This window comes from Neptuniibacter sp. QD34_54, assembly GCF_047778055.1.
Lineage (GTDB): Bacteria > Pseudomonadota > Gammaproteobacteria > Pseudomonadales > Balneatricaceae > Neptuniibacter.
This window is the reverse complement of sequence record NZ_CP180546.1, coordinates 2,214,370-2,240,532: the sequence shown is the minus strand read 5'-3', so window position 1 is coordinate 2,240,532 and position 26,163 is coordinate 2,214,370. Positions and strand designations below refer to the sequence as shown.

24 protein-coding genes are annotated in these 26,163 nt (G+C 45.1%); 13 read left to right on the top strand and 11 right to left on the bottom strand.

Annotated features, from left to right (window positions below; genetic code table 11):
* Window positions 1–61 precede the first annotated feature (61 nt).
* Window positions 62–523, bottom strand: coding sequence for a cyclic nucleotide-binding domain-containing protein (locus ACMXYP_RS10175; protein ID WP_415881530.1), 462 nt, complete (start codon window positions 521–523; stop codon window positions 62–64).
* A 13-nt stretch (window positions 524–536) separates the two neighbouring features.
* Window positions 537–1,868: an aminodeoxychorismate synthase component I gene (pabB, locus tag ACMXYP_RS10170; protein WP_415881529.1), complete on the bottom strand. Its 1,332-nt coding sequence runs from the start codon at window positions 1,866–1,868 to the stop codon at window positions 537–539.
* 237 nt (window positions 1,869–2,105) lie between these two features.
* Between pabB and ACMXYP_RS10165 the strand changes: the two genes are divergently transcribed.
* From ACMXYP_RS10165 to prpF, 6 genes are all read left to right on the top strand, one after another.
* A complete protein-coding gene (locus ACMXYP_RS10165; RefSeq protein WP_415881528.1) occupies window positions 2,106–2,975 on the top strand; it encodes an alpha/beta fold hydrolase in 870 nt (289 codons plus the stop codon).
* A 140-nt stretch (window positions 2,976–3,115) separates the two neighbouring features.
* Entirely contained in the window at window positions 3,116–3,832 is a 717-nt protein-coding gene (locus ACMXYP_RS10160; protein ID WP_415881527.1) for a GntR family transcriptional regulator, read from the top strand.
* Complete coding sequence (gene prpB, locus ACMXYP_RS10155; protein ID WP_415881526.1) at window positions 3,822–4,715, top strand: methylisocitrate lyase; 894 nt, start codon at window positions 3,822–3,824, stop codon at window positions 4,713–4,715. The genes ACMXYP_RS10160 and prpB overlap by 11 nt, the downstream gene beginning before the upstream one ends.
* Window positions 4,716–4,800: 85 nt before the next feature.
* Window positions 4,801–5,928: a 2-methylcitrate synthase gene (gene prpC / locus ACMXYP_RS10150; RefSeq protein WP_415881525.1), complete on the top strand. Its 1,128-nt coding sequence runs from the start codon at window positions 4,801–4,803 to the stop codon at window positions 5,926–5,928.
* Window positions 5,929–6,050: 122 nt separating this feature from the next.
* Window positions 6,051–8,657 (top strand): Fe/S-dependent 2-methylisocitrate dehydratase AcnD, encoded by a 2,607-nt coding sequence (gene acnD / locus ACMXYP_RS10145; RefSeq protein WP_415881524.1) that lies wholly within the window; start codon window positions 6,051–6,053, stop codon window positions 8,655–8,657.
* A 344-nt stretch (window positions 8,658–9,001) separates the two neighbouring features.
* Window positions 9,002–10,180, top strand: coding sequence for a 2-methylaconitate cis-trans isomerase PrpF (prpF, locus tag ACMXYP_RS10140; protein WP_415881523.1), 1,179 nt, complete (start codon window positions 9,002–9,004; stop codon window positions 10,178–10,180).
* Window positions 10,181–10,309: 129 nt separating this feature from the next.
* Here the strand turns inward: prpF and ACMXYP_RS10135 are convergent, their stop codons facing one another.
* Window positions 10,310–11,176: a DMT family transporter gene (locus ACMXYP_RS10135; RefSeq protein WP_415881522.1), complete on the bottom strand. Its 867-nt coding sequence runs from the start codon at window positions 11,174–11,176 to the stop codon at window positions 10,310–10,312.
* Window positions 11,177–11,340: 164 nt separating this feature from the next.
* Window positions 11,341–12,000: a DUF4253 domain-containing protein gene (locus ACMXYP_RS10130; RefSeq protein ID WP_415881521.1), complete on the bottom strand. Its 660-nt coding sequence runs from the start codon at window positions 11,998–12,000 to the stop codon at window positions 11,341–11,343.
* Between the two features lie 292 nt (window positions 12,001–12,292).
* Here ACMXYP_RS10130 and ACMXYP_RS10125 point away from each other — a divergent pair, with 292 nt between their 5' ends.
* The gene (locus ACMXYP_RS10125) at window positions 12,293–13,078 is read left to right on the top strand and encodes a substrate-binding periplasmic protein (RefSeq protein WP_415881520.1); all 786 of its coding nucleotides are present in this window, start codon (window positions 12,293–12,295) and stop codon (window positions 13,076–13,078) included.
* 6 nt (window positions 13,079–13,084) lie between these two features.
* On the opposite strand, the gene ACMXYP_RS10120 is transcribed toward ACMXYP_RS10125, so the two are convergent.
* Both ACMXYP_RS10120 and fusA read right to left on the bottom strand, forming a co-directional pair.
* The gene (locus ACMXYP_RS10120; RefSeq protein WP_415884661.1) at window positions 13,085–13,312 is read right to left on the bottom strand and encodes a DUF1059 domain-containing protein; all 228 of its coding nucleotides are present in this window, start codon (window positions 13,310–13,312) and stop codon (window positions 13,085–13,087) included.
* 185 nt (window positions 13,313–13,497) lie between these two features.
* Window positions 13,498–15,588 carry an elongation factor G gene (gene fusA, locus ACMXYP_RS10115; RefSeq protein WP_415881519.1) on the bottom strand — a complete coding sequence of 697 codons (2,091 nt, stop codon included), beginning with the start codon at window positions 15,586–15,588 and terminating at the stop codon, window positions 13,498–13,500.
* Window positions 15,589–15,969: 381 nt separating this feature from the next.
* Here fusA and ACMXYP_RS10110 point away from each other — a divergent pair, with 381 nt between their 5' ends.
* Window positions 15,970–16,602 (top strand): LysE family translocator, encoded by a 633-nt coding sequence (locus ACMXYP_RS10110; RefSeq protein ID WP_415881518.1) that lies wholly within the window; start codon window positions 15,970–15,972, stop codon window positions 16,600–16,602.
* 19 nt (window positions 16,603–16,621) lie between these two features.
* Here ACMXYP_RS10110 and ACMXYP_RS10105 read toward each other — a convergent pair whose 3' ends face one another.
* Entirely contained in the window at window positions 16,622–17,482 is an 861-nt protein-coding gene (locus ACMXYP_RS10105; RefSeq protein WP_415881517.1) for a hypothetical protein, read from the bottom strand.
* A 139-nt stretch (window positions 17,483–17,621) separates the two neighbouring features.
* Here ACMXYP_RS10105 and ACMXYP_RS10100 point away from each other — a divergent pair, with 139 nt between their 5' ends.
* On the top strand, window positions 17,622–18,230 hold the full coding sequence (locus tag ACMXYP_RS10100) for a tRNA-(ms[2]io[6]A)-hydroxylase (protein WP_415881516.1): 609 nt from the start codon (window positions 17,622–17,624) through the stop codon (window positions 18,228–18,230).
* Between the two features lie 68 nt (window positions 18,231–18,298).
* Here the strand turns inward: ACMXYP_RS10100 and ACMXYP_RS10095 are convergent, their stop codons facing one another.
* Together ACMXYP_RS10095 and ACMXYP_RS10090 are read right to left on the bottom strand one after the other, a co-directional pair.
* On the bottom strand, window positions 18,299–19,024 hold the full coding sequence (locus tag ACMXYP_RS10095; RefSeq protein WP_415881515.1) for a UDP-2,3-diacylglucosamine diphosphatase: 726 nt from the start codon (window positions 19,022–19,024) through the stop codon (window positions 18,299–18,301).
* A complete protein-coding gene (locus ACMXYP_RS10090) occupies window positions 19,024–19,545 on the bottom strand; it encodes a peptidylprolyl isomerase (protein WP_415884660.1) in 522 nt (173 codons plus the stop codon). Before ACMXYP_RS10090 ends, ACMXYP_RS10095 begins: the two co-directional genes overlap by 1 nt.
* Window positions 19,546–19,845: 300 nt before the next feature.
* Here ACMXYP_RS10090 and ACMXYP_RS10085 point away from each other — a divergent pair, with 300 nt between their 5' ends.
* Complete coding sequence (locus ACMXYP_RS10085; RefSeq protein WP_415881514.1) at window positions 19,846–21,513, top strand: glutamine--tRNA ligase/YqeY domain fusion protein; 1,668 nt, start codon at window positions 19,846–19,848, stop codon at window positions 21,511–21,513.
* Window positions 21,514–21,643: 130 nt separating this feature from the next.
* Here the strand turns inward: ACMXYP_RS10085 and ACMXYP_RS10080 are convergent, their stop codons facing one another.
* Window positions 21,644–22,198, bottom strand: a complete 555-nt coding sequence (locus ACMXYP_RS10080; protein WP_415881513.1) for a TetR/AcrR family transcriptional regulator — start codon at window positions 22,196–22,198, stop codon at window positions 21,644–21,646.
* A gap of 140 nt (window positions 22,199–22,338) precedes the next feature.
* Here ACMXYP_RS10080 and ACMXYP_RS10075 point away from each other — a divergent pair, with 140 nt between their 5' ends.
* From ACMXYP_RS10075 to ACMXYP_RS10065, 3 genes are all read left to right on the top strand, one after another.
* Entirely contained in the window at window positions 22,339–22,977 is a 639-nt protein-coding gene (locus tag ACMXYP_RS10075; RefSeq protein WP_415881512.1) for a glutathione S-transferase family protein, read from the top strand.
* Between the two features lie 400 nt (window positions 22,978–23,377).
* Window positions 23,378–24,136 (top strand): hypothetical protein, encoded by a 759-nt coding sequence (locus tag ACMXYP_RS10070; protein ID WP_415881511.1) that lies wholly within the window; start codon window positions 23,378–23,380, stop codon window positions 24,134–24,136.
* 87 nt (window positions 24,137–24,223) lie between these two features.
* Window positions 24,224–24,967, top strand: coding sequence for a hypothetical protein (locus tag ACMXYP_RS10065; protein ID WP_415881510.1), 744 nt, complete (start codon window positions 24,224–24,226; stop codon window positions 24,965–24,967).
* A 186-nt stretch (window positions 24,968–25,153) separates the two neighbouring features.
* Here the strand turns inward: ACMXYP_RS10065 and purU are convergent, their stop codons facing one another.
* Entirely contained in the window at window positions 25,154–26,011 is an 858-nt protein-coding gene (gene purU, locus ACMXYP_RS10060; RefSeq protein WP_415881509.1) for a formyltetrahydrofolate deformylase, read from the bottom strand.
* Window positions 26,012–26,163 lie beyond the last annotated feature (152 nt).

The following is a 26,163-nucleotide window of genomic DNA, read 5'->3' as shown; positions in this document are numbered from 1 at the left end:
CCTTTTGGAACACGACAGTTCAAGTATAGGCAATCTATTGGGATCTGTTGGCTAAATTTAGCTAAGTCTGACTCAGTGCGAATCGATTGTTCATTCGATTTAAACGTAGAGCCATTTTTAGGATCAATTGATCCTTGAGTTTCTCTCTAGTTTCTATCGGAAGCTCATCCAGCAATTCTTGGTCGATTACGAGCGCGGTGCTCTCTGTATTGGCAATGACACTGGCGGTACGTGGCTCATTTGTTAGGAAGGATATCTCGCCGATAATCTCGCCTGGAGAGAGCTGGGTAAGAAGCTGCTGAGATGTTCCTTTTAACACATTTACACCGCCGCTAAGCAGAACAAAAAAGCGTTTATCTAAAGAGTCTTCATCGGTGAGGTAGTCGCCGGTGTTATAAGCAACAAAGTACCAGTGGAACTGAGCAAGCAGCTGTTTGTCCTTGCGGTTCATATCGTCGAACAAAGCCACTTTATCCAGAATGGCTAGGGCACTTTCTTTGCTGAGCGTCTTATTTTTAGCCATAGATATACTCCTTCTAGTTAGGAATAGTCGCTTCCAAGCATTGCAGCAAGTTATTCACTTTGTCGAAGGTTTCTTGATACTCCATCGAAGAAACAGAGTCTGCGACAATGCCGCCGCCAGCCCAGCAGAAAATCTGATTGTTTTCGCATAGCAAAGTACGGATGGTGATGCTGGTATCCATGCGACCACATAGGCTGATATAGCCGATAGACCCGCAGTATATAGAACGACGATGCGGTTCTAGTTCCTCGATAATCTCCATTGCTCTTATCTTTGGAGCGCCGGTAATAGAGCCACCAGGGAAGCAATGTTTTAGTAGAGCAATCGGCGAGTAATCGGAACTTAAGTAGCCAGTGACTGTGCTGACTTTGTGATGCACATTGGCGTAGCTCTCAATGTTGAAGAGCTTAGGTACTTTTACAGAGTTATGCTGACAGACCTTACTAAGATCGTTGCGCATCAGATCGACGATCATAAGATTCTCGGCGCGATCTTTTAGCGAATCGCTAAGCTCTTGCTTCAGGCGTTGATCTTCTGCCGTATCAGATGAGCGTGGTCGCGTACCCTTAATCGGCTTAGTCGTTACTACCCCGTCTTTAGTTTCTAAGAACTGCTCAGGGGATAGAGACAGAATTTGCTGCTCACCCAAATCGATATAAGCAGAATAGGGTGTTGGCGCATGGGTTCTTAGCTTTTTATAGGCTTCCCAGCTGTCGCCTTGATAGCTGCTATTAAAGCGTTGAGCAAAGTTAACCTGATAACAGTCGCCAGCATGGATGTAGTTATCTATCTGCTCAAGCTTCTGTTGATATTCCGCTTCAGTGATATTGGCGCTAAAGGCTTTATCAAGCTGGAAATCAGTGTTTGGCGAGGTTGTTGCTCGAGTTAGTTGCAGTTCGATCTGGTCGAGTTGCTCTTTAGATACGCGATGATCGGCAACGAGGTAAGCTTGCTCTTTATGGTGATCAACCACTAAACCCCATAGGTACATGCCTACTTGCATGTCGGGTAGGGATGCAAAATCTTCTGCCTTCGCCGGCATGTTTTCAACGGATCGACCCAGATCATAAGCAAAGTGACCGATGATACCGCCTTGGAAAGGCAGGTCTGCTTGTTTCGCTTGCGGGTTTTGATAGCGGTTGTACAGATCTTGTAGTGCATCAAATGCAGGTTGATCTGCATTCATGCTCAAGGTTTCAACCGGTGCAGCCGCGATGATGTCGAACCGTCCCCATGGACAGTTAGGGCGACCACTATCAAGAAATACAGCATTACCTAGAGGGCGAAGGCGCTCAAAGTAAATTTCACTGTTAGCTAAATACGGAACAGAACGTTGGGTGATCAATGAACTGGCTTAATTCTTAGTTATTGAATGAAGTGTGTGAATTGTATGTAACCCCATTGGAACTGTCTATGTGAAAGGCTTTGTCGCAACGAAATAAGTGAAAACAACTGAAAACCTTTAAAAATCGTTGTTTGTTTTTGGTTCATACCAAAGATTGTCGACAAAATGCTGGTTTGGATACTCTGTTCAGCTAGAATGAGATTAAATCTATTAAAGCATTAAGAGTATTGTTGCTACATGAAGCATCCTTTTAGTGTTGATAAGCAAAGCCTTACTTTGCCTGATCAGCATATTGTTTATCGAATCTATCGAAATCCTGATATTAAGCCTTCCAGAAGGCTGGTCTTACTGCATGGCGCAGGTGTTGCTGGGGTTGATACTTGGGAGCATATCACTGCATTTTTAACTCAATGGTCTGAGGTGTTAGTGCCTGACCAGAGAGGCATGGGCGATACCTATTTCCCCGATAAGAAAGAGCACCCCTTTGCAGCGCAGGAGCTGGTTGCAGACTTAAATGCCTTAGTTGATCACCTAGGCTGGTGGCAGTTTGATTTAGCAGGTTATTCCCTAGGTGGCTTAATCTCGCTGCTGTTTAAACAGCAGCACTCTGATCGTGTTGGTAAGCAGTATCTATTGGAATCAGCGGTGCTAGATCGTCCTTGCTGGGAAACCACCATCGAGCTACGTAATCAATTCTCGGAAGCGGCGTTGAATCTCAGAGGTTCTGTGCAGGTAGAGAAGGGCATTGTTAACTTTTTAGATGCGATTTCGCCTAATCGTAAGGTTTCACCGCAAGTGGAAAAGTTAACTGTCAGCAGATTAGGGGCACGACCGGAAGGTTTTGCCAATGCTTTGGACTGCGTAACACAGGCAGTTAAGCAGATAGATAGAGAAGAATTAGTGGCGGCGCAAGGTGATGTTACCAGCTTTATAGGCGGTAACAGTGTCGATCTTATGCACCAGTACCAGCGAGAGCTGGCGGAGCGTCTGCCCAATTGGCACTACTTTTTGATGGCTGGAACTGATCATTCGTTACCGTTTCAAAAGCCGCGCCAGATCGCGCGAGTGATGAATGATGAGTTACAGCGTTATATAACTAACAAATAATTACGAAGTGATAAGGTAAAACCCTTAAACTTTTGTATTGTGTTGACAATCTTTTCGCTATTTCGAGTTGACGGCTCAATTTAGCAGGAGTATCTTGGTCTCAGTTCAAGATTGTCGACAATCTTCAATCAAGGGTTGTTATGACTGATAAAACAGACAATAAAGCGTTTCAACAAGAAACGCGCACATTGGCCGATCGCGTTTGCGAACAAATTGTAACTGCGATTGTGGTGGGGGATATTCCTCCCGGTCAGAAGATCAGCGAGCCTGAGCTTGCCAAAACATACGGCATTAGCCGTGGGCCATTGCGAGAAGCGATGCGTCGTTTGGAAGCGCTGAGGTTGGTTGAACGTAAGCCTCATGTTGGTGCGCGGGTTGTTAATCTGTCGGCAAAAGAACTTATTGAAATATATCGTGTCCGCGAAGCACTTGAAGGTATGGCCTGCCGCTTAGCGGCAGAGAATATGCCTCAAGACGAAATCGATAGCCTGCGTGCTCTATTAGATGAGCATGAACAGAGTGTCGAACAGCTAGAGGGCCGATCGTATTTCCAAAAAGAGGGTGATCTAGATTTTCACTACCGCATTGTTCACGGCAGCAAAAATGAGAAGCTGCTCGAATTTTTAGGCGGGGATCTATATCACTTAGTACGAATGTACAGATACCAGTTCAGTGTCTCTAGTTCACGACCAAAACGTGCACTTAAAGAGCACCGCCAGATTGTAGACGCGATTGAATCTCGTGATCCGGAATTGGCTGAAATGCTCATGCGCCGACATATAGGTGCAGCACGCCGAAACGTGGAAGAGAAACTGAACGCAGCGACCGAAACCAGAGGGGAAGAACATGTCCAATAACCTGTCTGCCGGTGCACGTTTTCGTAAAGCACTAGCTGAAACAAACCCACTTCAGATTGTAGGTACGACTAACGCATATCACGCCATGATGGCTGAACGTGTAGGTCATAAAGCAATTTACTTATCTGGTGGTGGTGTCGCTAACCACTCATACGGTTTGCCTGACCTAGGCATGACATCGATGAATGACGTTCTAGCAGATGTAAGCCGTATTACCAGCGCAGTAGAAACTCCGCTGATGGTTGATATTGATACGGGATGGGGTGGAGCTTTTAACATTGCACGCACAGTCAAAGAGATGACCAAAGCAGGTGCAGCAGCGGTTCACATTGAAGATCAGATTGCACAGAAACGTTGCGGTCACCGTCCAAACAAAGAGATTGTTACGCTTGAAGAGATGGTTGATCGCGTTAAAGCAGCGGTTGATGCAAAAACTGATGATGACTTCTTTGTTGTAGCACGTACAGATGCTTTCCAGATGGAAGGTCTTAATGCTGCGGTTGAACGCGCGCAAGCATGTCTAGAGGCTGGTGCAGATGGCATCTTCGCAGAAGCAGTGCATACGCTAGATGATTACAAAGCGTTTTCTGATGGTATTAATGGCGCTCATCTATTGGCGAACATTACTGAGTTTGGTGCTACGCCTCTATTTAATACCGAGGAACTAGCTGCTCACGGTGCAAGTATGGTGCTATACCCACTGTCTGCATTCCGCGCAGCCAACAAGGCAGCCCTTAATGTTTACGAGCATCTTCTAAAAGATGGTGATCAAAAAGCTGTTGTCGATACCATGCAAACACGTATGGAACTTTACGATTTCTTGAATTATCACGACTTCGAGCAGAAGTTGGATGCATTGTTCGCAGAAGGTAAGAATAAGTAAGCAGTATTTTGATTTTACGCTTTACTTAATTGATTTTAGCAAGCGGGTCGCAGAACCCGCATAGATAGGAAACAGGAGCATAATCATGGTCGACAAAAAACTGGGTGGTGCTGGTCTACGAGGTCAGTCTGCAGGTGAAACGGCATTATGTACTGTAGGTAAAACAGGTTCAGGTCTGACTTACCGTGGTTACGATATCAAAGAACTATCTGATAAAGCGCAGTTTGAAGAAGTTGCTTATCTTCTACTTTACGGAAAACTGCCAAATCAGGCTGAGCTAGATGCATACAAAGCTAAGTTAAAAGGTATGCGTGCACTGCCAGAAGCACTAAAAACAGTTCTAGAACAGATTCCTGCTGAAGCGCACCCAATGGACGTGATGCGTACAGGTTGCTCTATGTTGGGTAACCTAGAAGAAGAGAAAGATTTCTCTGAGCAGCACGATCATATCGATCGTATGCTTGCAATCTTCCCTGGCATGATCAACTACTGGTACAACTTCAGCCACAACGGCGTACGTGTAAACGTTGAAACTGATGCTGATTCTATTGCTGAGCAGTTCCTATGGACGCTTCACAACGAGAAGCCTGAGCCGCTGCATGTTGAAGTAATGCACGCGTCTTTGATCCTTTACGCTGAGCACGAATTCAACGCGTCTACATTCACTGCGCGTGTATGTGCATCTACGCTATCTGATATCCATAGCTGTGTGACGGCTGCAATTGGTTCCCTACGTGGTCCTCTGCACGGTGGTGCTAACGAAGCAGCAATGGACATGGTTCAACAGTGGAAATCTGCGGATGAAGCTGAAGAAGCAATCATGGGCATGTTGGCGCGTAAAGATAAGATCATGGGCTTCGGTCACGCGATCTACCGCGAATCTGACCCACGTAACGCGATTATCAAAGAGTGGTCTAAGAAACTATCTGAGCAGGTTGGTGACACTCACCTGTACGCAGTTTCTGAGCGTGTTGAAGCAGTTATGTGGCGCGAGAAGAAGTTGTTCTGTAACGCAGACTTCTTCCACGCATCTGCATACAACTTCATGGGTATTCCTACGAAGCTGTTTACGCCTATCTTCGTATGCTCTCGTGCAGCAGGTTGGACTGCTCACGTAATGGAGCAGCGCGCTAACAACCGTATCATCCGTCCATCTGCTGACTACACTGGTCCAGAAACGGCTGATTGGGTTGCTATCGAAGATCGTCCATAAGAGACGACAGCAACAGCGGTTTGAGCTATCAGCCGGATCGCTGTCCTGATTTGAATAATAAAAAGCTGAGAGATTAGCTTTGCTAACCCCTCTTGGCTTGAATGAACCTGACAGGTTGTGCCATGAATACTGAATACCGCAAGCCTCTTCCGGGTACCTCTATAGATTTCTTTGATACCCGCCAAGCGATTGAAGATATCCAGCCAGGTGCTTACGCAAAATTGCCTTACACCTCTCGTGTTTTGGCTGAGCAACTGGTGCGTCGCTGTGAGCCATCTGCGCTGACCGACTCTCTAAAACAATTAATCGAAACTAAACGCACACTGGATTTTCCATGGTATCCAGCGCGTGTTGTATGTCATGACATCCTTGGTCAGACAGCACTGGTTGACCTAGCAGGTCTGCGTGACGCGATTGCTGATCAAGGCGGTGATCCATCTAAGGTAAACCCTGTTGTACCGACTCAGCTTATCGTTGACCACTCTCTGGCTGTTGAAGCGCCAGGTTTCGATCCAGATGCATTTGAGAAAAACCGTGCGATTGAAGATCGCCGTAACGATGACCGTTTCCACTTTATCGACTGGTGTAAAACTGCGTTTGATAACGTAGATGTAATCCCAGCGGGTAACGGCATCATGCACCAGATCAACTTGGAGAAGATGTCTCCGGTTATCCAAAATCGTGATGGTGTTGCTTACCCAGATACGTGTGTAGGTACGGACTCCCACACGCCACACGTTGATGCACTAGGTGTAATCGCGATTGGTGTAGGTGGTCTCGAAGCAGAAACAGTTATGCTGGGTCTGCCTTCTATGATGCGCCTACCGGACATTGTTGGTGTGAAAATTGTTGGTGAGCGCCAGCCTGGCATCACAGCAACAGATATTGCACTAGCAATGACTGAGTTCCTACGTAACGAAAAAGTTGTTTCTGCTTACCTAGAATTCTTCGGTCCAGGTGCTGCTACGCTTTCTATCGGTGACCGTGCTACTTTGTCTAACATGACACCTGAATACGGTGCGTCTGCAGGTATGTTCTACATCGATGAGCAGACTATCGATTACTTGAAGCTAACAGGCCGTGAACCAGAGCAAGTAGCTCTGGTTGAGCAATATGCGAAACACACAGGTCTATGGGCTGATGATTTGGTTGAAGCTCAGTATGAGCGCGTACTTGAGTTTGATCTATCTTCTGTAGGTCGAAACATGGCTGGCCCTTCTAACCCACATCGTCGTCTACCAACGACTGCGCTAAATGAGCGTGGCATCGCTGGTGAAGATATGTTGGCTGCAGCAAAAGCTGAAGAAGCAGAAGGTCTAATGCCAGATGGTGCAGTAATCATCGCTGCTATCACATCTTGTACAAACACATCTAACCCGCGCAACGTTGTTGCTGCAGGTTTGGTAGCGAAAAAGGCAAACGAGCTAGGTCTAGTGCGTAAGCCTTGGGTTAAAACCTCTTTTGCACCAGGTTCAAAAGTTGCGAAACTTTACTTGGAAGAAGCAGGTCTATTACCAGAACTTGAGAAACTAGGTTTCGGTATCGTGGCATACGCATGTACTACATGTAACGGTATGTCCGGTGCGTTAGATCCTGTTATCGAGAAAGAAGTCGTTGAACGCGATCTATACGCAACAGCTGTTCTATCGGGTAACCGTAACTTCGATGGGCGTATCCACCCACACGCCAAGCAAGCATTCCTAGCGTCGCCACCGCTAGTAGTTGCTTACGCAATCGCAGGTACAGTTCGTTTCGATATCGAGAATGATGTATTGGCTGTTGTTGATGGCAAAGAGATCACACTAAAAGATCTATGGCCATCTGATGAAGAGATCGATGAAATCGTAGCTAAGGCAGTTAAGCCAGAGCAGTTCAACCAGATCTACATCCCAATGTTCGATCTGGGTGACGTTGAGCGCGCAGAAAGCCCGCTTTACGACTGGCGTAAAATGTCTACTTATATCCGCCGCCCTCCATACTGGGAAGGTGCACTGGCAGGCGAGCGTACTATGAAAGGTATGCGTCCGCTGGCGGTTCTAGGTGACAACATCACAACTGACCACCTGTCCCCATCTAATGCGATTCAAGCGAGTTCTGCTGCAGGTGAATACTGCGCGAAGATGGGTCTTCCAGAAGAAGACTTTAACTCTTACGCAACTCACCGTGGTGACCACTTAACAGCACAGCGTGCAACGTTTGCTAACCCGAAACTGTTGAACGAAATGTGCCGTGACGAAAACGGTGAGATTAAGCAGGGTTCCCTTGCGCGTATTGAGCCAGAAGGTACTGAAAGCCGCATGTGGGAAGCTATTGAAACCTACATGGATCGTAAGCAGAACCTGATCATCGTTGCAGGTGCTGACTACGGTCAGGGCTCATCCCGAGACTGGGCTGCGAAAGGTGTACGCCTTGCAGGTGTTGAAACGATCGTTGCTGAAGGCTTCGAGCGTATCCACCGTACTAACTTAGTTGGTATGGGTGTACTACCTGTTCAGTTCAAAGAGGGTGATACTCGTAACACATACGGTATTGATGGTACTGAGACTTTCGACATCGTTGGTGATATCTCACCACGTTGCGATCTAACTCTGATCATCAACCGCGCTAACGGCGAGAAGGTAGAAGTACCAGTGACTTGTCGTTTGGATACTGCTGCGGAAGTACATGTGTACAACGCGGGTGGTGTTCTACAGCGTTTCGCTAAAGATTTCCTAGAAGGCGATGCATAAGCACCTTTGATTGTCATTCCAGCGAAGGCTGGAATCTACACTAGATAAAGTAGACCCCAGCCTGCGCTGGGGTGACGGAAGCATTAGCTAACAGTTCGATAGGCGTTGTTTGCAAATCCTAGCTCTACAGGCTCACGTAGGGCTGGGGTTTCAAAGTCGAGCAAGCAGCGCCCATCATTTTGCCGAAAACAGAAAGAAGCAAAGCTTTTACTAACAATGACTGGCCAGAGTAGAGACTGCATGTGGCCTTGAATACAAGGTCATGTCAGCCATTGTTACTAAGCGTTTTATTCGAATTGATAGAGCAGCGTTAGATAGCTGTGTGAATCAAGTAGGAAAAGTTTATGTCACACGTACCACAGATAAAAATTCCAGCGACTTACTATCGCGGTGGAACCAGTAAAGGTGTTTTCTTTCGTCGTCAGGATCTGCCAGAAGTAGCGCAAGAGCCTGGCGAAGCTCGTGACAACATACTAATGCGTGTGATTGGTAGCCCAGACCCTTACGGTCAGCAGATTGATGGTATGGGCGGTGCTACATCCAGTACCAGTAAAACCGTTATTCTGGATAAAAGTTCAGAACCAGATCACGATGTGGATTATCTGTTCGGTCAGGTAGCGATCAACAAGCCTTTCGTAGATTGGTCGGGTAATTGCGGAAACTTGACTGCAGCGGTAGGTGCTTTCGCGATCAGTGGCGGTCTAGTTGACCCTGAGCGCATTCCTGAAAACGGTATCTGCACAGTTCGTATCTGGCAAAAGAATATTAAGAAAACCATCATTGCTCACGTGCCAATCACTAATGGTGAAGTGCAGGAAACCGGTGATTTTGAGTTGGACGGTGTAACTTTCCCCGCGGCTGAAGTTGTGATCGAGTTTATGGACCCTGCTGATGGTGAAGGTTCGATGTTCCCAACGGGTAACTTGGTTGATGATATGGAAGTACCGGGCATTGGTACCTTTAAAGCAACATTTATCAATGCAGGTATCCCGACTATCTTCGTGAATGCTGAAGATATTGGCTACAAAGGCACTGAGCTACAGAAAGATATTAATGGTAATGCCGATGAGTTGGCGCGTTTCGAAACTATGCGTGCACACGGTGCTGTGCAGATGGGTTTGATCAGCGATATCTCTGAAGCAGTTGCACGTCAGCATACGCCGAAGATTGCGTTTGTTGCGCCTGCGACTGACTACGAAGCATCAAGCGGTAAGCAGATCTCTGCAAACGATATTGATGTATGTGTACGTGCATTATCTATGGGCAAGTTACACCATGCGATGATGGGCACGGCCTCTGTTGCTATTGCAACAGCTGCAGCTGTACCAGGAACCTTAGTTAACCTTGCTGCCGGTGGTGGTGAGCGTGAAGCGGTAACTTTTGGTCACCCATCTGGCACATTGCGTGTCGGTGCTGCCGCTGAAGAGGTTAACGGCGATTGGACTGCTAAGAAAGCGGTAATGAGCCGAAGTGCCCGTGTAATTATGGAAGGTAATCTACGCATTCCAGGAGACAGTTTCTAGTTCTAGAGTAACCCTGAAGGGCTCACTGGGGTTCTATTTTCCTATCAGAGTAGATACTCCAGCTCTTCCTTAATGGCCACGCTTTTTAGCGTGGTTTTTTTTATCCAAAAAAACTAAAAGGCCATTTTCTTATGAGTTAGATGGCTTTTTGTTGGATAGGAAAAAAGAGCATACACCAGAAGAAAAGATAATGATGAGTCCAATACCACTGATCATATCTGGCCATTCATCAAACAACACAACGCCAAGTGTAGTGGCGATAATGAGTTGAGAATAAACGAACGGCGCAACAATACTGGCTTCTAGGTGTTTGCTGGCTTGCAGGATAATTAGATTGCCAATGGCAGAAGCGAGTGAGCTCACTAATACTAGTGTGATTAGATTAGTATCTAATTCTGTAGGAATGGTAGGTACAGCTATAGGCGCTAGGGCTAAACTGCCTGCTAAGAGAGTGGATACCAGAATGAGTCTTGGTCTAAATTGTCCGGCCAGCCATCGATTGCATACCAGCATACAGCCAAAACACGTACCTGCTAGTAGTGCTAAAGGTGTGCCGGTTCCCATATCAAATCCTGGTTTTACTACCATCAGTACCGCGGCAAAGCCTATAAGCAAAGCGATTGAGCGCGCCGGTGTAATTGTCTCTTTAAGAATTAATCCGGCTAGAAAATAAGAAACGATTGGTCCTATAAAGAAGATACCAAAGACATTGGCGATAGGCTCGGTTTTCAGCGCTGTGAGCATACTGAAGATAGCGCAGGTGAATAAACCTGCACGGATTAATAAGCGCCAGTTAAATAGCAGGCCTATCTCTTTTAAGGTTAATCCAGAGAAGGGTAGAACAAACGCAAAACCAACGGCGAGCCTACTCCAAGCAATAAAAAGTGGATCAACACCTTGAATGCCAAGCAGTTTACCGGCGGAGTCTCCAACAGGTATGAGCGACAAACCTACTAGCAGGAAAGCTATGAGAAGTGCTTTGGATTTTAATGTCATCCTTAACTCGGTATTAGGTATGTAGGTGTAAGGACAGTACCCTAAGCCTGTTTTGACGGCCAGTCATTTAGCTGTCAGAACGGGGCTTTACTCTGTAAGTTCTTTCTCTATCAGTCTTTTGCTGCTTTTAGCCGTTTTCTACCGAACTTGGCCTGTCTTTAAACCTAATCCCACCAGAAGTACCAGCAGTCGTGGTTAAGTAGAACTTCTGCTAGTTTTGAAACTGTTTCAACGCCTTGATCTACAATATCCGGACAATATAGATATTGCTCCCAAGCCAGTTCCATTGCTTCTTCGGTGGTTTGTGGTGGCTTAGTGATATAGGCTTCAATCACGTCGTTGCTGACGCCGACAATCTTAGCGCCATACTTAAGCTGCCAGTGTTTCCACATCGCGCAGTGAACCTCAGGTTCAGGGCAAGCGTTCCAGCCACCAAATTTAAAATGAGCAGGGATCTTCCAACTGCTATCAGTTTTAATTTTGACGCCTAGAAGATTATCAACGGCCTCGCCTGTGACAAAGTCTGTCGCAAGATTAAAGCCCTGTTTATCGCTTGATTCAGCTTTAAATTCGCCGGTTATTTCTGCGAGGTTTAACTCCTCATCTGATTCTAACAGTTGGCGTCGTTTGCTGAGCCATGTAGCTGCTTTGATATTTGCAGCAGCGCGGATAATATCTTTTGGAGATTGCGAGCTTTCTAGAAGGTGCTCTTCAATATAAGATTTATCTTCTTCAGTACCGCATACCACCAGTTTGTTATCTTTGCTGCTTGCCTTAATAGCTTTTGCGAAGGCATCAGCTGGATCAAGATTGACGAATTTCATTTTCGGCCCTAAAGAATGGTTTCGCGTAATGGTATCAGAAATAGGAGGGGGATTTATAAGTCTGTTTGAGTTGCTAAGGGAGTGGCTTAGTTAATCAGTAATTTTTAAGTACGGGTCGAGCAGTTACGTGCATTTGGAAGAAAGTGACTGATATTCTTTGATGCGGTGTTATGAGTGTTCTTCTGATCGGTGGCTTAAAGCTTAACGTAAGTCAGTAGCAAATTGCCTGATTTGATCTATGTGGAATATGCACAATACTGTTTAGATATTTGAGAAATTCGAGGCGTGCTAGATGGAGTTGAATCGATACATAGCAACGTTGTTATGTTTTTGTACGCTATGTTCTTCAGCTGCCATAGCTGATGATATTCCAGAAGTAGTTTTTGCTACGACGCTTCATTATCCTCCCTATGAATATCGTGAAAATGGCGAACCGAAAGGGCTTGCTGTAGACATTGCCAAAGAGGCTCTAACCCGAGTCGGCGTAAAGCAAATTGATTTTCAGTTTTTCCCTTGGAAGCGTGCGGTCTATGTGACTGAGCATGGAGAGCGTGATTTACTGTTTAATGCGGGAAAAAATGAACCTCGCCAGAAGTGGGGTTACTACGTTGATAGTGTCTTGATTCAGCAAAGCTATGTGCTATTTAAGCGCAAATCTGATCAATTTCAGGTTCAGCCTGATTTTTCAAATGTTAAAGATAAAGATATCTCTGTTAGGGCGGGCTATCTATACGGAAGCGGTCTGTTCAGACAGGCGTTAGACAGTGAGAAGTTTCATAAAGTTGAGTTGGCTGATTCAACTGAACAAAGTGTTAAACAGTTGCTGAATGATCGAGTAGATATGTTTGTTGGTGATCTGCTGCCAGTGATGCACTACATCCAAAAGCAAGAGCTGGAAGATCAGATCGATATTGTTCTCTACAACGGTGAGCGAATGGAGGTACTTTCTTGGTCAACTTATCTGTTGTTTTCTAAGTTGAGAGTGACGCCAAGTTTTGTAGAGAAAGTTCGGTTAGCGATGGATCAGATGAAGGCAGATGGAACCTTTGCTGCGATCGAAAGCAAATACCAATATTAGGCAAGGCTAGTCATTTGGCAGAGCATTAAACTCTTCGCGCTTTTCGTTCATCCAAGCCTGCATAGCTTCAGGGTCTAACATCATCAGCTGTACTTTTTGCATAGCTGCTAGGTGATCGGTATCTTGTTGCTGAAACATCTCCATACCATGTTGTTTTGCTAGTTCGGACATCTCTTCAAATGTATTGGCTTTAAACTCAAGATCGCAACCGCCGCCAAGTTGCCTGCAAGTCATGGTTTTCACGCTATTTCTCCTATAGAAAAAATTCTGTTTAGTTGTTCGCTTCAGGGTAGTCGAAAGGGTTTAATTGGACAAACTTCGTTTAAAGAGTATGTGTGTAAGAAGGAGGGAGTTCATGGCAGAAACAAAAAAGCCCGCTGATTTCTCAGCGGGCTTTTTCAACGAGTTAAGTAATTAGATTACTTAGCTTCGTTTTTAGCTTTTACTTCAGCGATTACTTCGTCAGCAACATTCTGTGGGCATGCTGCATAGCGTTCGAATTCCATAGAGAACTGACCGCGACCAGAAGTAATAGTACGTAGGTGACCGATGTAACCAAACATTTCAGATAGTGGAACGTCTGCTTTGATGCGTACGCCAGTAGCGCCAGCTTCTTGGTCTTTGATCATGCCACGACGACGGTTAAGGTCACCGATTACATCACCAACGTTGTCATCTGGAGTGAATACGTCAACTTTCATGATTGGCTCAAGAAGTTGTGCACCCGCTTTAGGGATAGACTGACGGAAAGCGCCTTTAGCTGCGATTTCGAATGCTACAGCAGAGGAGTCAACCGCGTGGAAGCCACCGTCGTATAGTTCGATTTCAACGTCTAGTACAGGGAAGCCTGCTAGTACACCTTGTTCCATCATGCCAGCGAAGCCTTTTTCGATCGCTGGGAAGAATTCTTTAGGTACGTTACCGCCTACTACTGTAGAAGTGAACGTAAAGCCAGAGTTTGGCTCACCTGGCTTGATGCGGTAATCGATCTTACCGTACTGACCAGAACCACCAGACTGCTTCTTGTGCGTGTAGCTGTCTTCAACAGACTGAGTGATCGTTTCACGGTATGCAACCTGTGGCTTACCTACTTCTAGCTCAACGCCGTAAGTACGCTTAAGGATGTCTACCTTAATGTCTAGGTGAAGTTCACCCATGCCTTTAAGGATTGTTTCACCAGAATCTTCGTCAGTTTCAACTACGAAAGATGGGTCTTCTGCAACCATCTTACCGATAGCGATACCCATTTTCTCAGTAGAACCTTTGTCCTTAGGAGTTACAGCAATAGAGATTACTGGCTCAGGGAAGATCATTGGCTCAAGAGTACAAGGGTTCTTCTGATCACATAGAGTGTGACCAGTCTGAACGTTCTTCATACCAACAATTGCGATGATGTCACCAGCTTGAGCAGAATCTAGCTCAGTACGGTCATCAGCGTGCATCTCAACCATACGGCCGATACGCTCAGTTTTGCCAGTGTAAGAGTTAAGGATTGTGTCACCCTTGTTAAGAACACCAGAGTAAACACGTACGAAAGTTAGAGCGCCGAAACGGTCATCCATGATCTTGAATGCAAGTGCACGGAATGGCTCATCTATAGCTACTGTAGCTACTTCGCCAGTTGGCTCACCAGTTTCTTTGTCAGTTAGTGGCTGAGCGTCAACTTCTACTGGGTTCGGTAGGTAGTCAACAACAGCATCTAGAACAAGCTGGATACCTTTGTTCTTGTATGCAGAACCACAGAAAGTTGGGAAGAAGTCTAGCTTACGAGTACCTTCACGAATGCAACGCTTGATGTCGTCCATTGATGGCTCAGTACCTTCTTCTAGGTATTCCATCATTAGGTCTTCGTCTTGCTCTAGAGCAGTTTCGATTAGTTGCTCACGGTACATAGCCGCATCGTCTACTAGGTCAGCAGGGATGTCAGTTACTTCGTAGTTCTCTGGAAGGCCAGAATCGTCCCAGATGTAAGCTTTTTGAGATAGAACGTCTACAACACCTGTGAAGTTGTCTTCACGGCCGATTGGTAGAGTCATAACTAGTGGGTTAGCGCCTAGTACGTTCTTAACCTGATCTACAACGCGGTAGAAGTCAGCACCAAGACGGTCTAGTTTGTTTACGAAGATCAAACGAGCTACTTCAGACTCGTTCGCGTAACGCCAGTTAGTTTCAGACTGAGGTTCTACACCACCGGAACCACAGAATACACCTACACCACCATCAAGTACTTTTAGGGAACGGTATACTTCAACTGTGAAGTCAACGTGGCCCGGAGTATCGATGATGTTCATGCGGTGATCTTTCCAGAAACAAGTCGTCGCTGCAGACTGGATTGTGATACCACGCTCAGCTTCCTGCTCCATGAAGTCAGTAGTAGCTTCGCCATCGTGAACGTCACCCATCTTATGGATCTTACCAGTAAGCTTAAGGATACGTTCTGTTGTTGTGGTTTTACCCGCATCTACGTGCGCGAAAATACCGATGTTTCTGTACTTGGTTAAGTCTGTCATCTCTATACTCGACTAAGTGAGGTCCTAAAATTGCGCGACAGTATACAAGGTTTTTTATGACTTTTCGAAGAAAAATTACAAGGAAATACTTCTTTCTGCTGATATTTATTTAAGAAGGGGGATTAACGCTAGGCTTTTAAAAATTCTGGTAGTTTTTTTAACTGAAAATTAGATTTTAAGTTACTGATATATGAGGGTTATTGATATTTTTCGGAATAAAAAAATAAATTGCACTCCTTTATCGCTTTTATAACTCCCGATAGTGTTTGCTACCAAAAAATGGTCGTGCCCCCAAAAAAGAAACAGATTTAGATTGAATAGGGATTTGAATGATTGCGATGACTGATTATGATCCACTGTAGATAAATATTTTAGGTAGTTATGAGTATGTTAAGTGTTGATGTGCTGATCGGATTTATTGTTGCGTCTACGTTAATCTCCTATGCGCCGGGGCCTGATAATATTTTTGTTTTGATTCAATCGATTCTTCATGGTCGTAAAGCCGGGATTATTGTCACCTTGGGCTTATGTACCGGTCTGTTATTTCACACCGTTGCTGTCACTTTAGGTGTAGCTGCAATATTTCAGGCCAGTGCTGTGGCGTTTACCCTGCTTAAAATCGTCGGTGTGGTTTATCTGCTTTATTTGGCGTTTATGTCTTTTCGTGCGGCTGCTGCTAACGTATCTATGTCAGAGCAGCCACAGCTTAGTGCGATGCAACTCTATCGTCGTGGGATTCTGATGAGTTCTACTAACCCTAAATTGGCGATCTTCTTTATGGCCTTCCTGCCTCAGTTTGCCGACCCAGCGGTTGGCTCACTGAGTCTGCAGTTATTTACCTTAAGTATGGTTTTTATCGTTGTAGCTTTCTTTGTCATGAGCTCAGTGGCGCTACTTTCGGGGAGTTTACGCGGTTGGATTCAAGATTCCGAATTGGGTCAGTCGATTATTAATAAAGTGGCAGGCACCGTCTTTGTTGGTTTGGCGCTGAAGCTCGTTACGACTGAAAGATAATGCTACTTAATCTTGCCTGCTACTCAGCAAGATCACGCCAGTGATCGTAATCTTCAGTAATAAAACCTGCGTGTATATAAGCTTGGCGAATCGCATCTGGTGATTTTTGTCTTTGCTCTTGGATGTAGCTTTGCAGAATAGTGTAAAGCTGAGTATTACGTGCCGGCAAAATAAACGAGCGGGACGCATCAAAGCTGACTTTTACCCCTGGTACTCGGATTAGCTCTCCGCCGATCCTCGTGACTACCGGCTCTTTAAGGTAGGAGAGGGTAAAGTCTCCACGGCCACTGGAGATAAAATTAGCAATAAGGTTTCTAGTGGGTAGTAAGTTGACTTGCTTAGTTCCTATGTTGTTGAGCGCGGCTTGGTCGGTTTTCCAGCTTTTAACGGTAACGCCTCTTAATTTAGTGACATCGATACTATCACCTAACTCCAAAATGTCAGTTCTGTTCTTAGTAGAAAAAATGCCGACCTGGAATTCCCCTATTCGAATAACAGGGTGAGTGATTAATAGGTTTTCTTCCTTACGATGATCGCCCTCAAACAGCGATTGGCCAACCATATCAATCTTATTGTTGTTAGCTAGTTGAAGACCGCGGGCAACATTAGGGTATGGGACTAGTCGAAGTAGGTCGACGTATTTGGCCGATTTGACTGCGTTGCAAATGACCATGATATCCATGGTGATTCGTTGAGAACCTTTAAGTTGTTCGGAGTCTAGTTCTGGGCACTCTTTTACAGGCAATACATTTGAATAGCCGGCTCTACCTGCGGCTAATTTAAAATGCTCATTAACGTAATTAGCATGCACACCGATCGATAGAGTGTCTGCACTAAGGTGGCTTGATATTAATAACAGCAGTGTTAGAAAAGTTCGCATTGTACGGCTCAACCGAATTGGACCATTTTATTGTAGTAGATCAATCAGTTAAGGAATATAGAGCTTCTTAGGTTAAAAAGTCTCATATCAATGGCTATAATGCGCCTCCTTATTACAACGTGTGTTAGGTCAGGTATTAATGGACGCTCTCGACGAGATCAAAGAATTTTTAGCATGTGAAACTCCCGATTCTTGGATTCAAGCTGCATTGCAGAATCAGGATATTCTTCTGATTGATCATGCGCATTGTGAGAAGAAAGCGGCTTCGACAGCAATGACATTGATGTTTCGCTATGTTGATCGTCTTGAGTTGCTAAACAAGATGTCACGTTTGGCGCGTGAAGAGCTAATTCACTTTGAGCAAGTGTTGGCGATCATGCAGGATCGAGGTGTGGTTTATGACCATATGTCTTCTGCTCGATATGCGGGCGGTATGCGTTCCCATGTTCGTACTTCAGAACCGGGCCGTTTGATCGATGTGCTGATTATTGGTGCTTTTATAGAAGCGCGTTCATGTGAGCGTTTTGCCAAGCTTGCTCCGTTTTTAGATGATGAACTTGCGAAGTTCTATCGTTCATTACTGAAGTCTGAAGGCCGTCATTATCAAGATTACTTGGGTCTTGCTGAAGATTATGCCGGCGAGCCAATTGATGAGCGCGTGGCATTTTTCCGCGAAGTTGAGCGTGAGCTAATTGAGTCACCAGATGATGAGTTCCGTTTCCATAGCGGTGCACCAACATTCATCTGATTATTATGTAGGAGCCCACCCCCGTGGGCGATTTTTATCATTTATCGCTCACGGGGTGAGCTCCTACATCACTCGATTTCGAAGCTAATGAGATCGTAACCATCTTGATCGACTTTAAGATACCAGCCGAGTTTGTCCCAATCGCCGAGCACAATACGTGTCGCAGACTCGGAAGCTAGCTCCACTTCATGTATAGCAGGTCTATGGGTATGACCATGGATCATCAGTGAAACTTTGTTATCAGCAAAAGATTGTTTAACCGCGTCTGCATTTACATCAGTGATGTAATCAGACTTTTCGGTTGTGCGTTGTTTGCTGGTGTCTCTCAGTTGTCGAGCGATAGCTAAACGCTCTTCTAATGACTTACTTAAGAAATCTTGTTGCCATTGTGGATTGCGAACCAAAGAGCGGAACTGCATGTACTCCGTATCATCACTGCAAAGCTGATCACCATGAAGAACCACGGTATTACCAATTGGCAGTGAAAGCACAAGTTCTTCAGGTAGCAATTTAGCTCCGATGCTTTGGCAGAACTGTTCGCCGACCAAGAAATCGCGGTTGCCGTGTTGGAAGAAAATTTCACAGCCTTTGTCACTCAATGTTTTGAGTTGTTGTAAAAGATCATCCAAGCCGGGGGTAGGGCAATCGTCGCCAATCCATACTTCGAAAATATCCCCTAGAAGATACAGCTGTGTCGCATCGGTAGCAGTATGTTCTAGGAAATATGAAAACGCCCGGGTAAGATCCGGGCGTTCAGGTTTCAGATGTATATCTGAGACAAAGTATACGGGCATTATTCTTCTTCTGCGCTTTCTACTTCTTCTGTAACGATTTCAGCTGATTCGATGATGATATCTTCAACCGGTACATCTTGGTGGCCTGCGCGGATAGTAGTCGATGCAGCTTTTAGTTTGTTAACTACATCCATACCGTCAACAACTTTACCAAATACCGCGTAACCCCAGCCTTCAGTTGTCTTAGCTGTGTGGTCAAGGAAAGTGTTGTCAGAAACATTAATAAAGAACTGTGCAGATGCGCTGTGTGGATCCATTGTGCGTGCCATAGCGATAGTGCCTGCCGCATTAGATAGACCGTTGTCTGCTTCGTTTTCAATAGTTTCGCGAGTGGTTTTTTGTACCATACCTGGTTCAAAACCGCCGCCTTGGATCATGAAGCCATTGATTACACGATGGAAAATAACGCCATCGTAGAAGCCTTCCGTGACATATTGCTCGAAGTTTGCTGCTGTTTTCGGAGCTTTTTCGTGGTCTAGCTCTATAGAGATATCACCAAAATTAGTATGGAGGATGATCATTGTTGTAAAGTCCACTTCTTCGCCTTTGACTGGCCCATTATACGCAAGTCTAAGAGAAACGCATCACTGTTTATTCCTAAGTGGCGAATAATTGATTCTAAAGTACCAACCCCAAAGAATTGTAGGCGGCCTTTTTGGTATGCGGGGATTACTTAGAAATTTATTGAAAAAATCTTACTGATATTCACTGCCAATTAGGCGGCGCATCCGTTTATAATGTACAACAATTTATGCCCTATAGATGTGGACGCGTTTCAGGGCAATTCAGAATTCATGCAATGTCGGGATTAAGACGTTTTTATGAGCAATACAGAAAGCAGTAAACCTACTAACTTTATTCATCAGGTGATTGAACAGGATCTGGAAGACGGTAAGAACAACGGAAAAGTTGTTACACGTTTTCCGCCAGAGCCAAATGGTTATCTTCACATTGGCCACGCTAAGTCTATCTGCCTGAACTTTGGCACTGCTGAGAAATATAACGGCGAATGTAATCTACGTTTTGATGACACTAACCCGACCAAAGAAGATCAAGAATACGTTGATGCGATCAAGCAAGACGTTGAATGGTTAGGTTTTAAGTGGGCGGGTGAAGTTCGTTACGCGTCAAACTACTTTGATCAGTTCTACGAGTGGGCGCAGCACCTTGTTCGTGAAGGCAACGCATACGTTTGTGACCTGAGCCCAGAAGAAGCAAAAGAATACCGTGGTTGGGCAACTGAACCAGGTAAAGACAGCCCGTTCCGCGAGCGTTCACCTGAAGAGAACCTTGACCTTCTAGAACGCATGCGCAAGGGTGAGTTTGACGAAGGTAGCTGTGTACTGCGCGCTAAGATCGACATGGCATCGTCTAACATGAACCTGCGTGACCCGATTCTTTACCGTATTCGTAAAGAGTCTCACCACCAAACAGGTGACAAGTGGTGCATCTACCCAAGCTACGACTTTGCACATGGTCAAGAAGATGCGATTGAAGGCGTAACGCACTCGATCTGTACGCTAGAGTTTGCTGATCACCGCCCATTGTACGAGTGGTTCATCGAAAACCTACCTGTACCATCACAGCCACGTCAGTATGAGTTTGGTCGTCTAAACCTAAACTACACAGTAACCAGTAAGCGTAAGCTGAAGCAGCTTGTTGATGAGAACCATGTCAATGGTTGGGATGACCCACGTATGCCAACTATCTCTGGCCTACGTCGTCGTGGTTATACGCCAGCTTCTGTACGTAACTTCTGTGACAGCCTAGCGGTTGCTAAAACTGACGGCACAGTTGATATGGCACAGTTCGAATTCTTCGTGCGTGAAGATCTAGATAAAAATGCACCGCGTGCAATGTGTGTTGTTCAGCCACTGAAAGTCACAATCACTAACTATGACGAAGGTCAGGAAGAGTGGTTCGAGCTACCTAAACACCCTAAAGATGAAACTATGGGTGTTCGTAAAGTACCGTTCACACGCAACATTCTTATCGAGCAAGATGACTTTGCTGAAGTACCGCCACGTAAGTGGAAGCGTCTAACGCAAGGCGTTGCGGTTCGTCTACGTGGCTCTTACGTTATTACCTGTCAAGAAGTTATCAAAGACGCAGACGGTAACGTTGTTGAGCTGAAATGTACTTACGATCCAGCAACTGCCGGCGCTAACCCTGAAGGCTACAAAGCTAAAGGCGTTGTACACTGGGTATCTGCTGATAACTCTGTACCTTGTGAAGTGCGCGAGTACGATCGTTTGTTCTCAGAAGCAAACCCAACAGGTGATAAGGAAAAAGATTTCCTTGAGTTCATCAACCCAGAATCTCTAGTGATTAGAACTGACAGCCGTTGTGAAGTAGGTCTGGTTGATGCTGCAGTAGAAAGCGCTTACCAGTTTGAACGTACCGGTTACTTCTGCGTAGATTCAGACTCTACAGCTGATAAGTTAGTATTTAACCGTACCGCTGGCTTGCGTGATTCGTGGGGCAAGTAAAAGTTAAGACCGGCTGTTAACAGCTAAGGTCAGCTAAAACCGGCTAAGAGCAGAGATGCTTTTAGCCGGTTTTTCGTTTAGAGCTGATTTTATCCGCACCAAGCTGTTTCTTCCTGCCTTTATCCGATTCTTACCCGCCCTTATTAACCCCTTCTCGACAGGCACTTAATAGCTGCTCTGCAAAATCGTCTTCATTAACAGCTCTTGCAATCGCAACACCGCCAATCATTAACACTGCTTTCTTAATCGCTTCGCTCTCATCGAGGGCTGGCTGGCCTTCATTTAGCTCATGGATATTATTGATAAAGCCTTTCAGTACGCGCGTATAGGTGGTGCGAACCTGATCATCTCGTTGATGAATATCAGTGGTTAAAAACGCTAATGGACAGCAGAACTCACCGTTTCGATGTTTGTCGCTGAGGTAAGTTTCAATTATATCCGATAGCTGAAAACCAGAGCGTTCAATGGTATGGCTTTTGGCTAGGTGGGCTGCACTCAGAATCGCTTCGGCGTATAGATCGCTCTTAGACTCAAAGTGATTGTAAAACGCCCCACGGGTAAGGCCGGCGTGTTTCATCACATCGTTAATCGCCACTTTATCAAAGCCATCTTTGGTAAAGAGTTCTGCAGCGCTATCAATAATCTTTTTACGACTCTGCTGCTTTTGTTCAGCCGTCCAACCCATAAAACTACTCCTGTACTTGCTTATGCCGGAGTATGGCATAAGTTTAAAATATGTTCTTGAACATATTGTGTCGGTCAATAAAGTGGAGCTCAGGTAGTTAACCGAATGAGTTAACCGAATTAGATAACAGGAGTTTAAGCATGACTGCACCAATCCGAATTTATGGTCCATCTTTCAGTACATTTGTGCGCAGTGTGATGATGGCTTGCGAGCTAAAAGGATTGCCTTACGAGGTAACTACACAAGTGGATGGCGAAGCAGTGGATTTTCATACCCCAGGCCATAAAGCGATCCACCCATATACCAAATTTCCAGTGCTTCTAACTGAGAAAGGACCAATTCCAGAGACCGTTGCGATTCTGCATTACTTAGAAAATGAATACGGCGGCGCAAAACTTTATCCAACTGACCCTTATGCTCAAGCTCAAGTGGAAGCGTGGAGTGGTATCAGCGGTATCTATGTCGATTTTGAAATCGTACGTAAGGTGCTGCTTGAGTTCATCTTCCCGAAAGGTGAAAACGGCACAGTACGCATGGATAAAGTTGAAGCTGCTGTCCCAGGTATCGAAAACGCACTATCCGTAGTTGCTGATCAGCTAGCTGATTATCCTTTTATCTGCGGTTACGAACTTACAGCTGCAGACCTAATCTTGATCCCAATTATCGATTACATCGAAGGCAATGAAGTAGGTAAACCGCTGGTGGCTAAGCACGAAAATGTACTGAATTATATTCAGACTATTCGTCAGCAGGATTTTGCTAAAGACATTCTTAAATAGATTCAGGACGCTACGCTAGAGGACGCTGCTTCGCAGCTAGAGATCGGCTTCGCCTTTTAGGACGCTTCGCTAGAGGACGCTGCTACGCAGCTAGAGCTCGGCTTCGCCTTTTAGGACGCTACGCTAGAGGACGCTGCTGCGCAGCTAGAGATCGGCTTCGCCTTTTAGGACGCTTCGCTAGAGAAAAAGCAAAAGGGCAATTCAGAAGTTGATTAGAAAGTAGGGTGTAATGGATTAGCCGTTACACCCTTTTTTATGGTTTGGTTTTTATATTAGGCTTTGTTGATGCTTGTTTTCAGCCTAGGGCTAAGTTAAAAATACGTATAAAACAGACTGATGGACATCTGGCATGGGTAGATCTACGGACCCATTTATATACAAATGTTAGAAATCAAATGCTATGGATCAATTCTTTGAAACAGTCGGAACAATAATCGCTTATGGCGGCGGGTCTGCCGGAGTATCTTATCTTCTCTTTCAATACTTAGGAAAAACTTGGATCGAAAACAAGTTTAACCAAAGGTTGCAGAGCCTCAAGCACGATCAAAATATCGAGGTTCAAAGGCTTAGGGTAGAAATAGACTCGTTACTGAATGGGGCTGTCAAGCTTCAAGAGGTGGAGTTCAAAATTCTTCCGCTGATATGGAAGAAGCTTTACAGCGCGCAACAGCACGTATCAGCACTAGTCTCGCCGACGGAACGATATGTTAAAATCAATAAGCTAAATGATGACGAGCTTGAGGATCTACTGTCACAAACTAAATTCATGGATTCTCAAAAGAATGAGCTGAAGCGAACTAAAAGTACTGATCTATATCGAGAGTTACAGTTCCGCTATGAGCTGATTGAGACAAATAGAGTCTTCAATGAGTTTATAGACTGCTTCTCAGAAAACAGCGTTTTGTTTGATCCTGCTATTAAGGAGATTTTGAACCAAGCGACCAAGCTATTTAGAGCAGCTATTGTTTCAAAGGAAGTTGGTAGAGAGTGCAACGATTGGAAGATGCAAAATGAAGGGTGGGACAAGCTTAAGAAGGAGATTGATCCGCTTGTTGATCAAATTGAGAGCCTCATTTATTCAAGGTTGCAATCTCATGCTAAGACTAAAGAATATCTAACAAAAAGCTCAAGCAAGGACGCCGAAAGCGGCACCGCTTAGCTTGGCGTTATAATACGAAGTCGGCAAAGAGGATTCTCAGCCTTCGAAGCTGGAAGTATTTATCTCTGAGAATTAAAGGAAATAATTATGAAGATGATCAAATATCTTTCAATGGTTTTATTAGCAACGTTTCTGGCTGCTTGCGCAAGTAGCACGCCGCTTCCCAAATCTGTAGCGGTCGATGCAAACAATCTGAAGAACGAATATTTTCCGATAGAGCCGCTGATAGCAAAAAGTCAGATCGAAGTCCCAGTTAATGGAAACATTGTGACTAAAGACATTAGAACACTTACTAATTCAGAAAAGCTTGCCTTCTTGGGTGATACGAGAGTTGTGGTGACGTTAGCAAAAGAAACTGCATCAGGAGAACTGTCGTACTTAACTGGAAAGATTACTTCGGAAAAAGGTACTTACGTCGCGTTTATGGACTACGCCAATTTTTTCATCGACGATCTTACTGATGGTAGTGATGTAATAGGTAGGGCGAGAGTTGGTGTAGGATTAAGGCTTGTAGCTCGTGTAAAAACCAAGAAAAGGGGGGTTGATTTAGGCAGTATTCTGAAAATAGGCTTTGCTGCTAATAATAATGAACTGTCCGGCGAACTTGAGGTTCGAGCAATTGGAGTGACGTCAAAAGAAATACAAAATTTATTGCCGGGTTCGCTGCCCAACCTAGATGAATCTTCTATACAAAGAGCTTTAGAGGCGCTTGCTGCTGTTAAAACAAAAATACATGATACTGACACGAGTGTGCAACCAAGAATCATGGCAGTAGCTCTCAATGAAGAAAATATGCTTCAGAGAGCCGGTGTTAAGCCAGACGCAGGTTAGTTATAACAAGGCCAATCAGCAAGTAATGTGTATTAGCGGAGCGTATTACACAAACCCATATCGGACGGTGCAATACGCTTCGTTATTGCACCCTACGATCTGTGCCGTAAAGGCTTTTCCTCTAGCCGCGTCCTCTAGCGAAGCGTCCTAAAAGGCGAAGCCGATCTCTAGCTGCGAAGCAGCGTCCTATTTTTTAAATACCACCGTCCTATTACCATTGAGAAAAACCCGTTTCTCAATATGGTATTTCACCGCCCGAGAGAGTGTGATGCGCTCTATATCCCTTCCTTTAGCGATCAGATCTTCTGGATAGTAGGTATGGTCAACAGGTTCAATTCCTTGGGCAATGATTGGGCCTTCATCGAGATCGGCATTGATATAGTGTGCGGTAGCACCCACCGTTTTCACGCCTTTTTCATAAGCTTGGTGATAGGGTTTTGCACCTTTAAAGCCGGGTAGGAGCGAGTGATGGATATTGATTGCCCAGCCTTCCAGTTTTTGACAGAGTTCATCCGAAAGCACTTGCATATATCGAGCTAAAACTACGAGATCGGCGTTTGTGTCTTCAATTAATTTCCAGAGTTGCTGTTCCTGCTTCTGTTTACTTTCTGGAGTAATAGGAAGGTGGTGATAAGGGATCTGATACCAGTCTGCTAGATCTTTCAGATCGGGGTGGTTAGAAATGATAGCGGGTATATCGATGTTTAGCTGACCAATCTGTTTTTTGTAGAGCAGGTCATTGAGACAGTGATCAAATTTAGATACCAGAATAACAACTCTGGGCTTGTAATCACTAGGCTGTAACTCCCATTGCATATCAAACTTTTCCGCTCTGAGGGAAAAGCGCTGGCGGAATGTGCCCTGATCAAAGTGGCTATTGGTTCTGAAGCACGCCCGGATAAAAAAATGCTCACTGCTCTCGTCATCAAAGGAGTGAAGCTCTTCTATATAGTGTTCATTCTCGTAGAGAAAACCTGTCACAGCATCAACCGTACCCAGTTCGCTGGGGCAGCTAGCCGTGAGTATCCATGAGCTGCCAGACATTTCACTCTCCTGATCAGATAATCGTTAAGTGTAGACGATCTCTTTTTGTGCCAAAGGAGATCAGGGTTTAGGCTTACATGAAAGAATGATGCGCATCGTTTGATCTGTACCCAGAGGTTTTTCCTCTAGCCGCGTAGCGGCGTCCTCTAGCG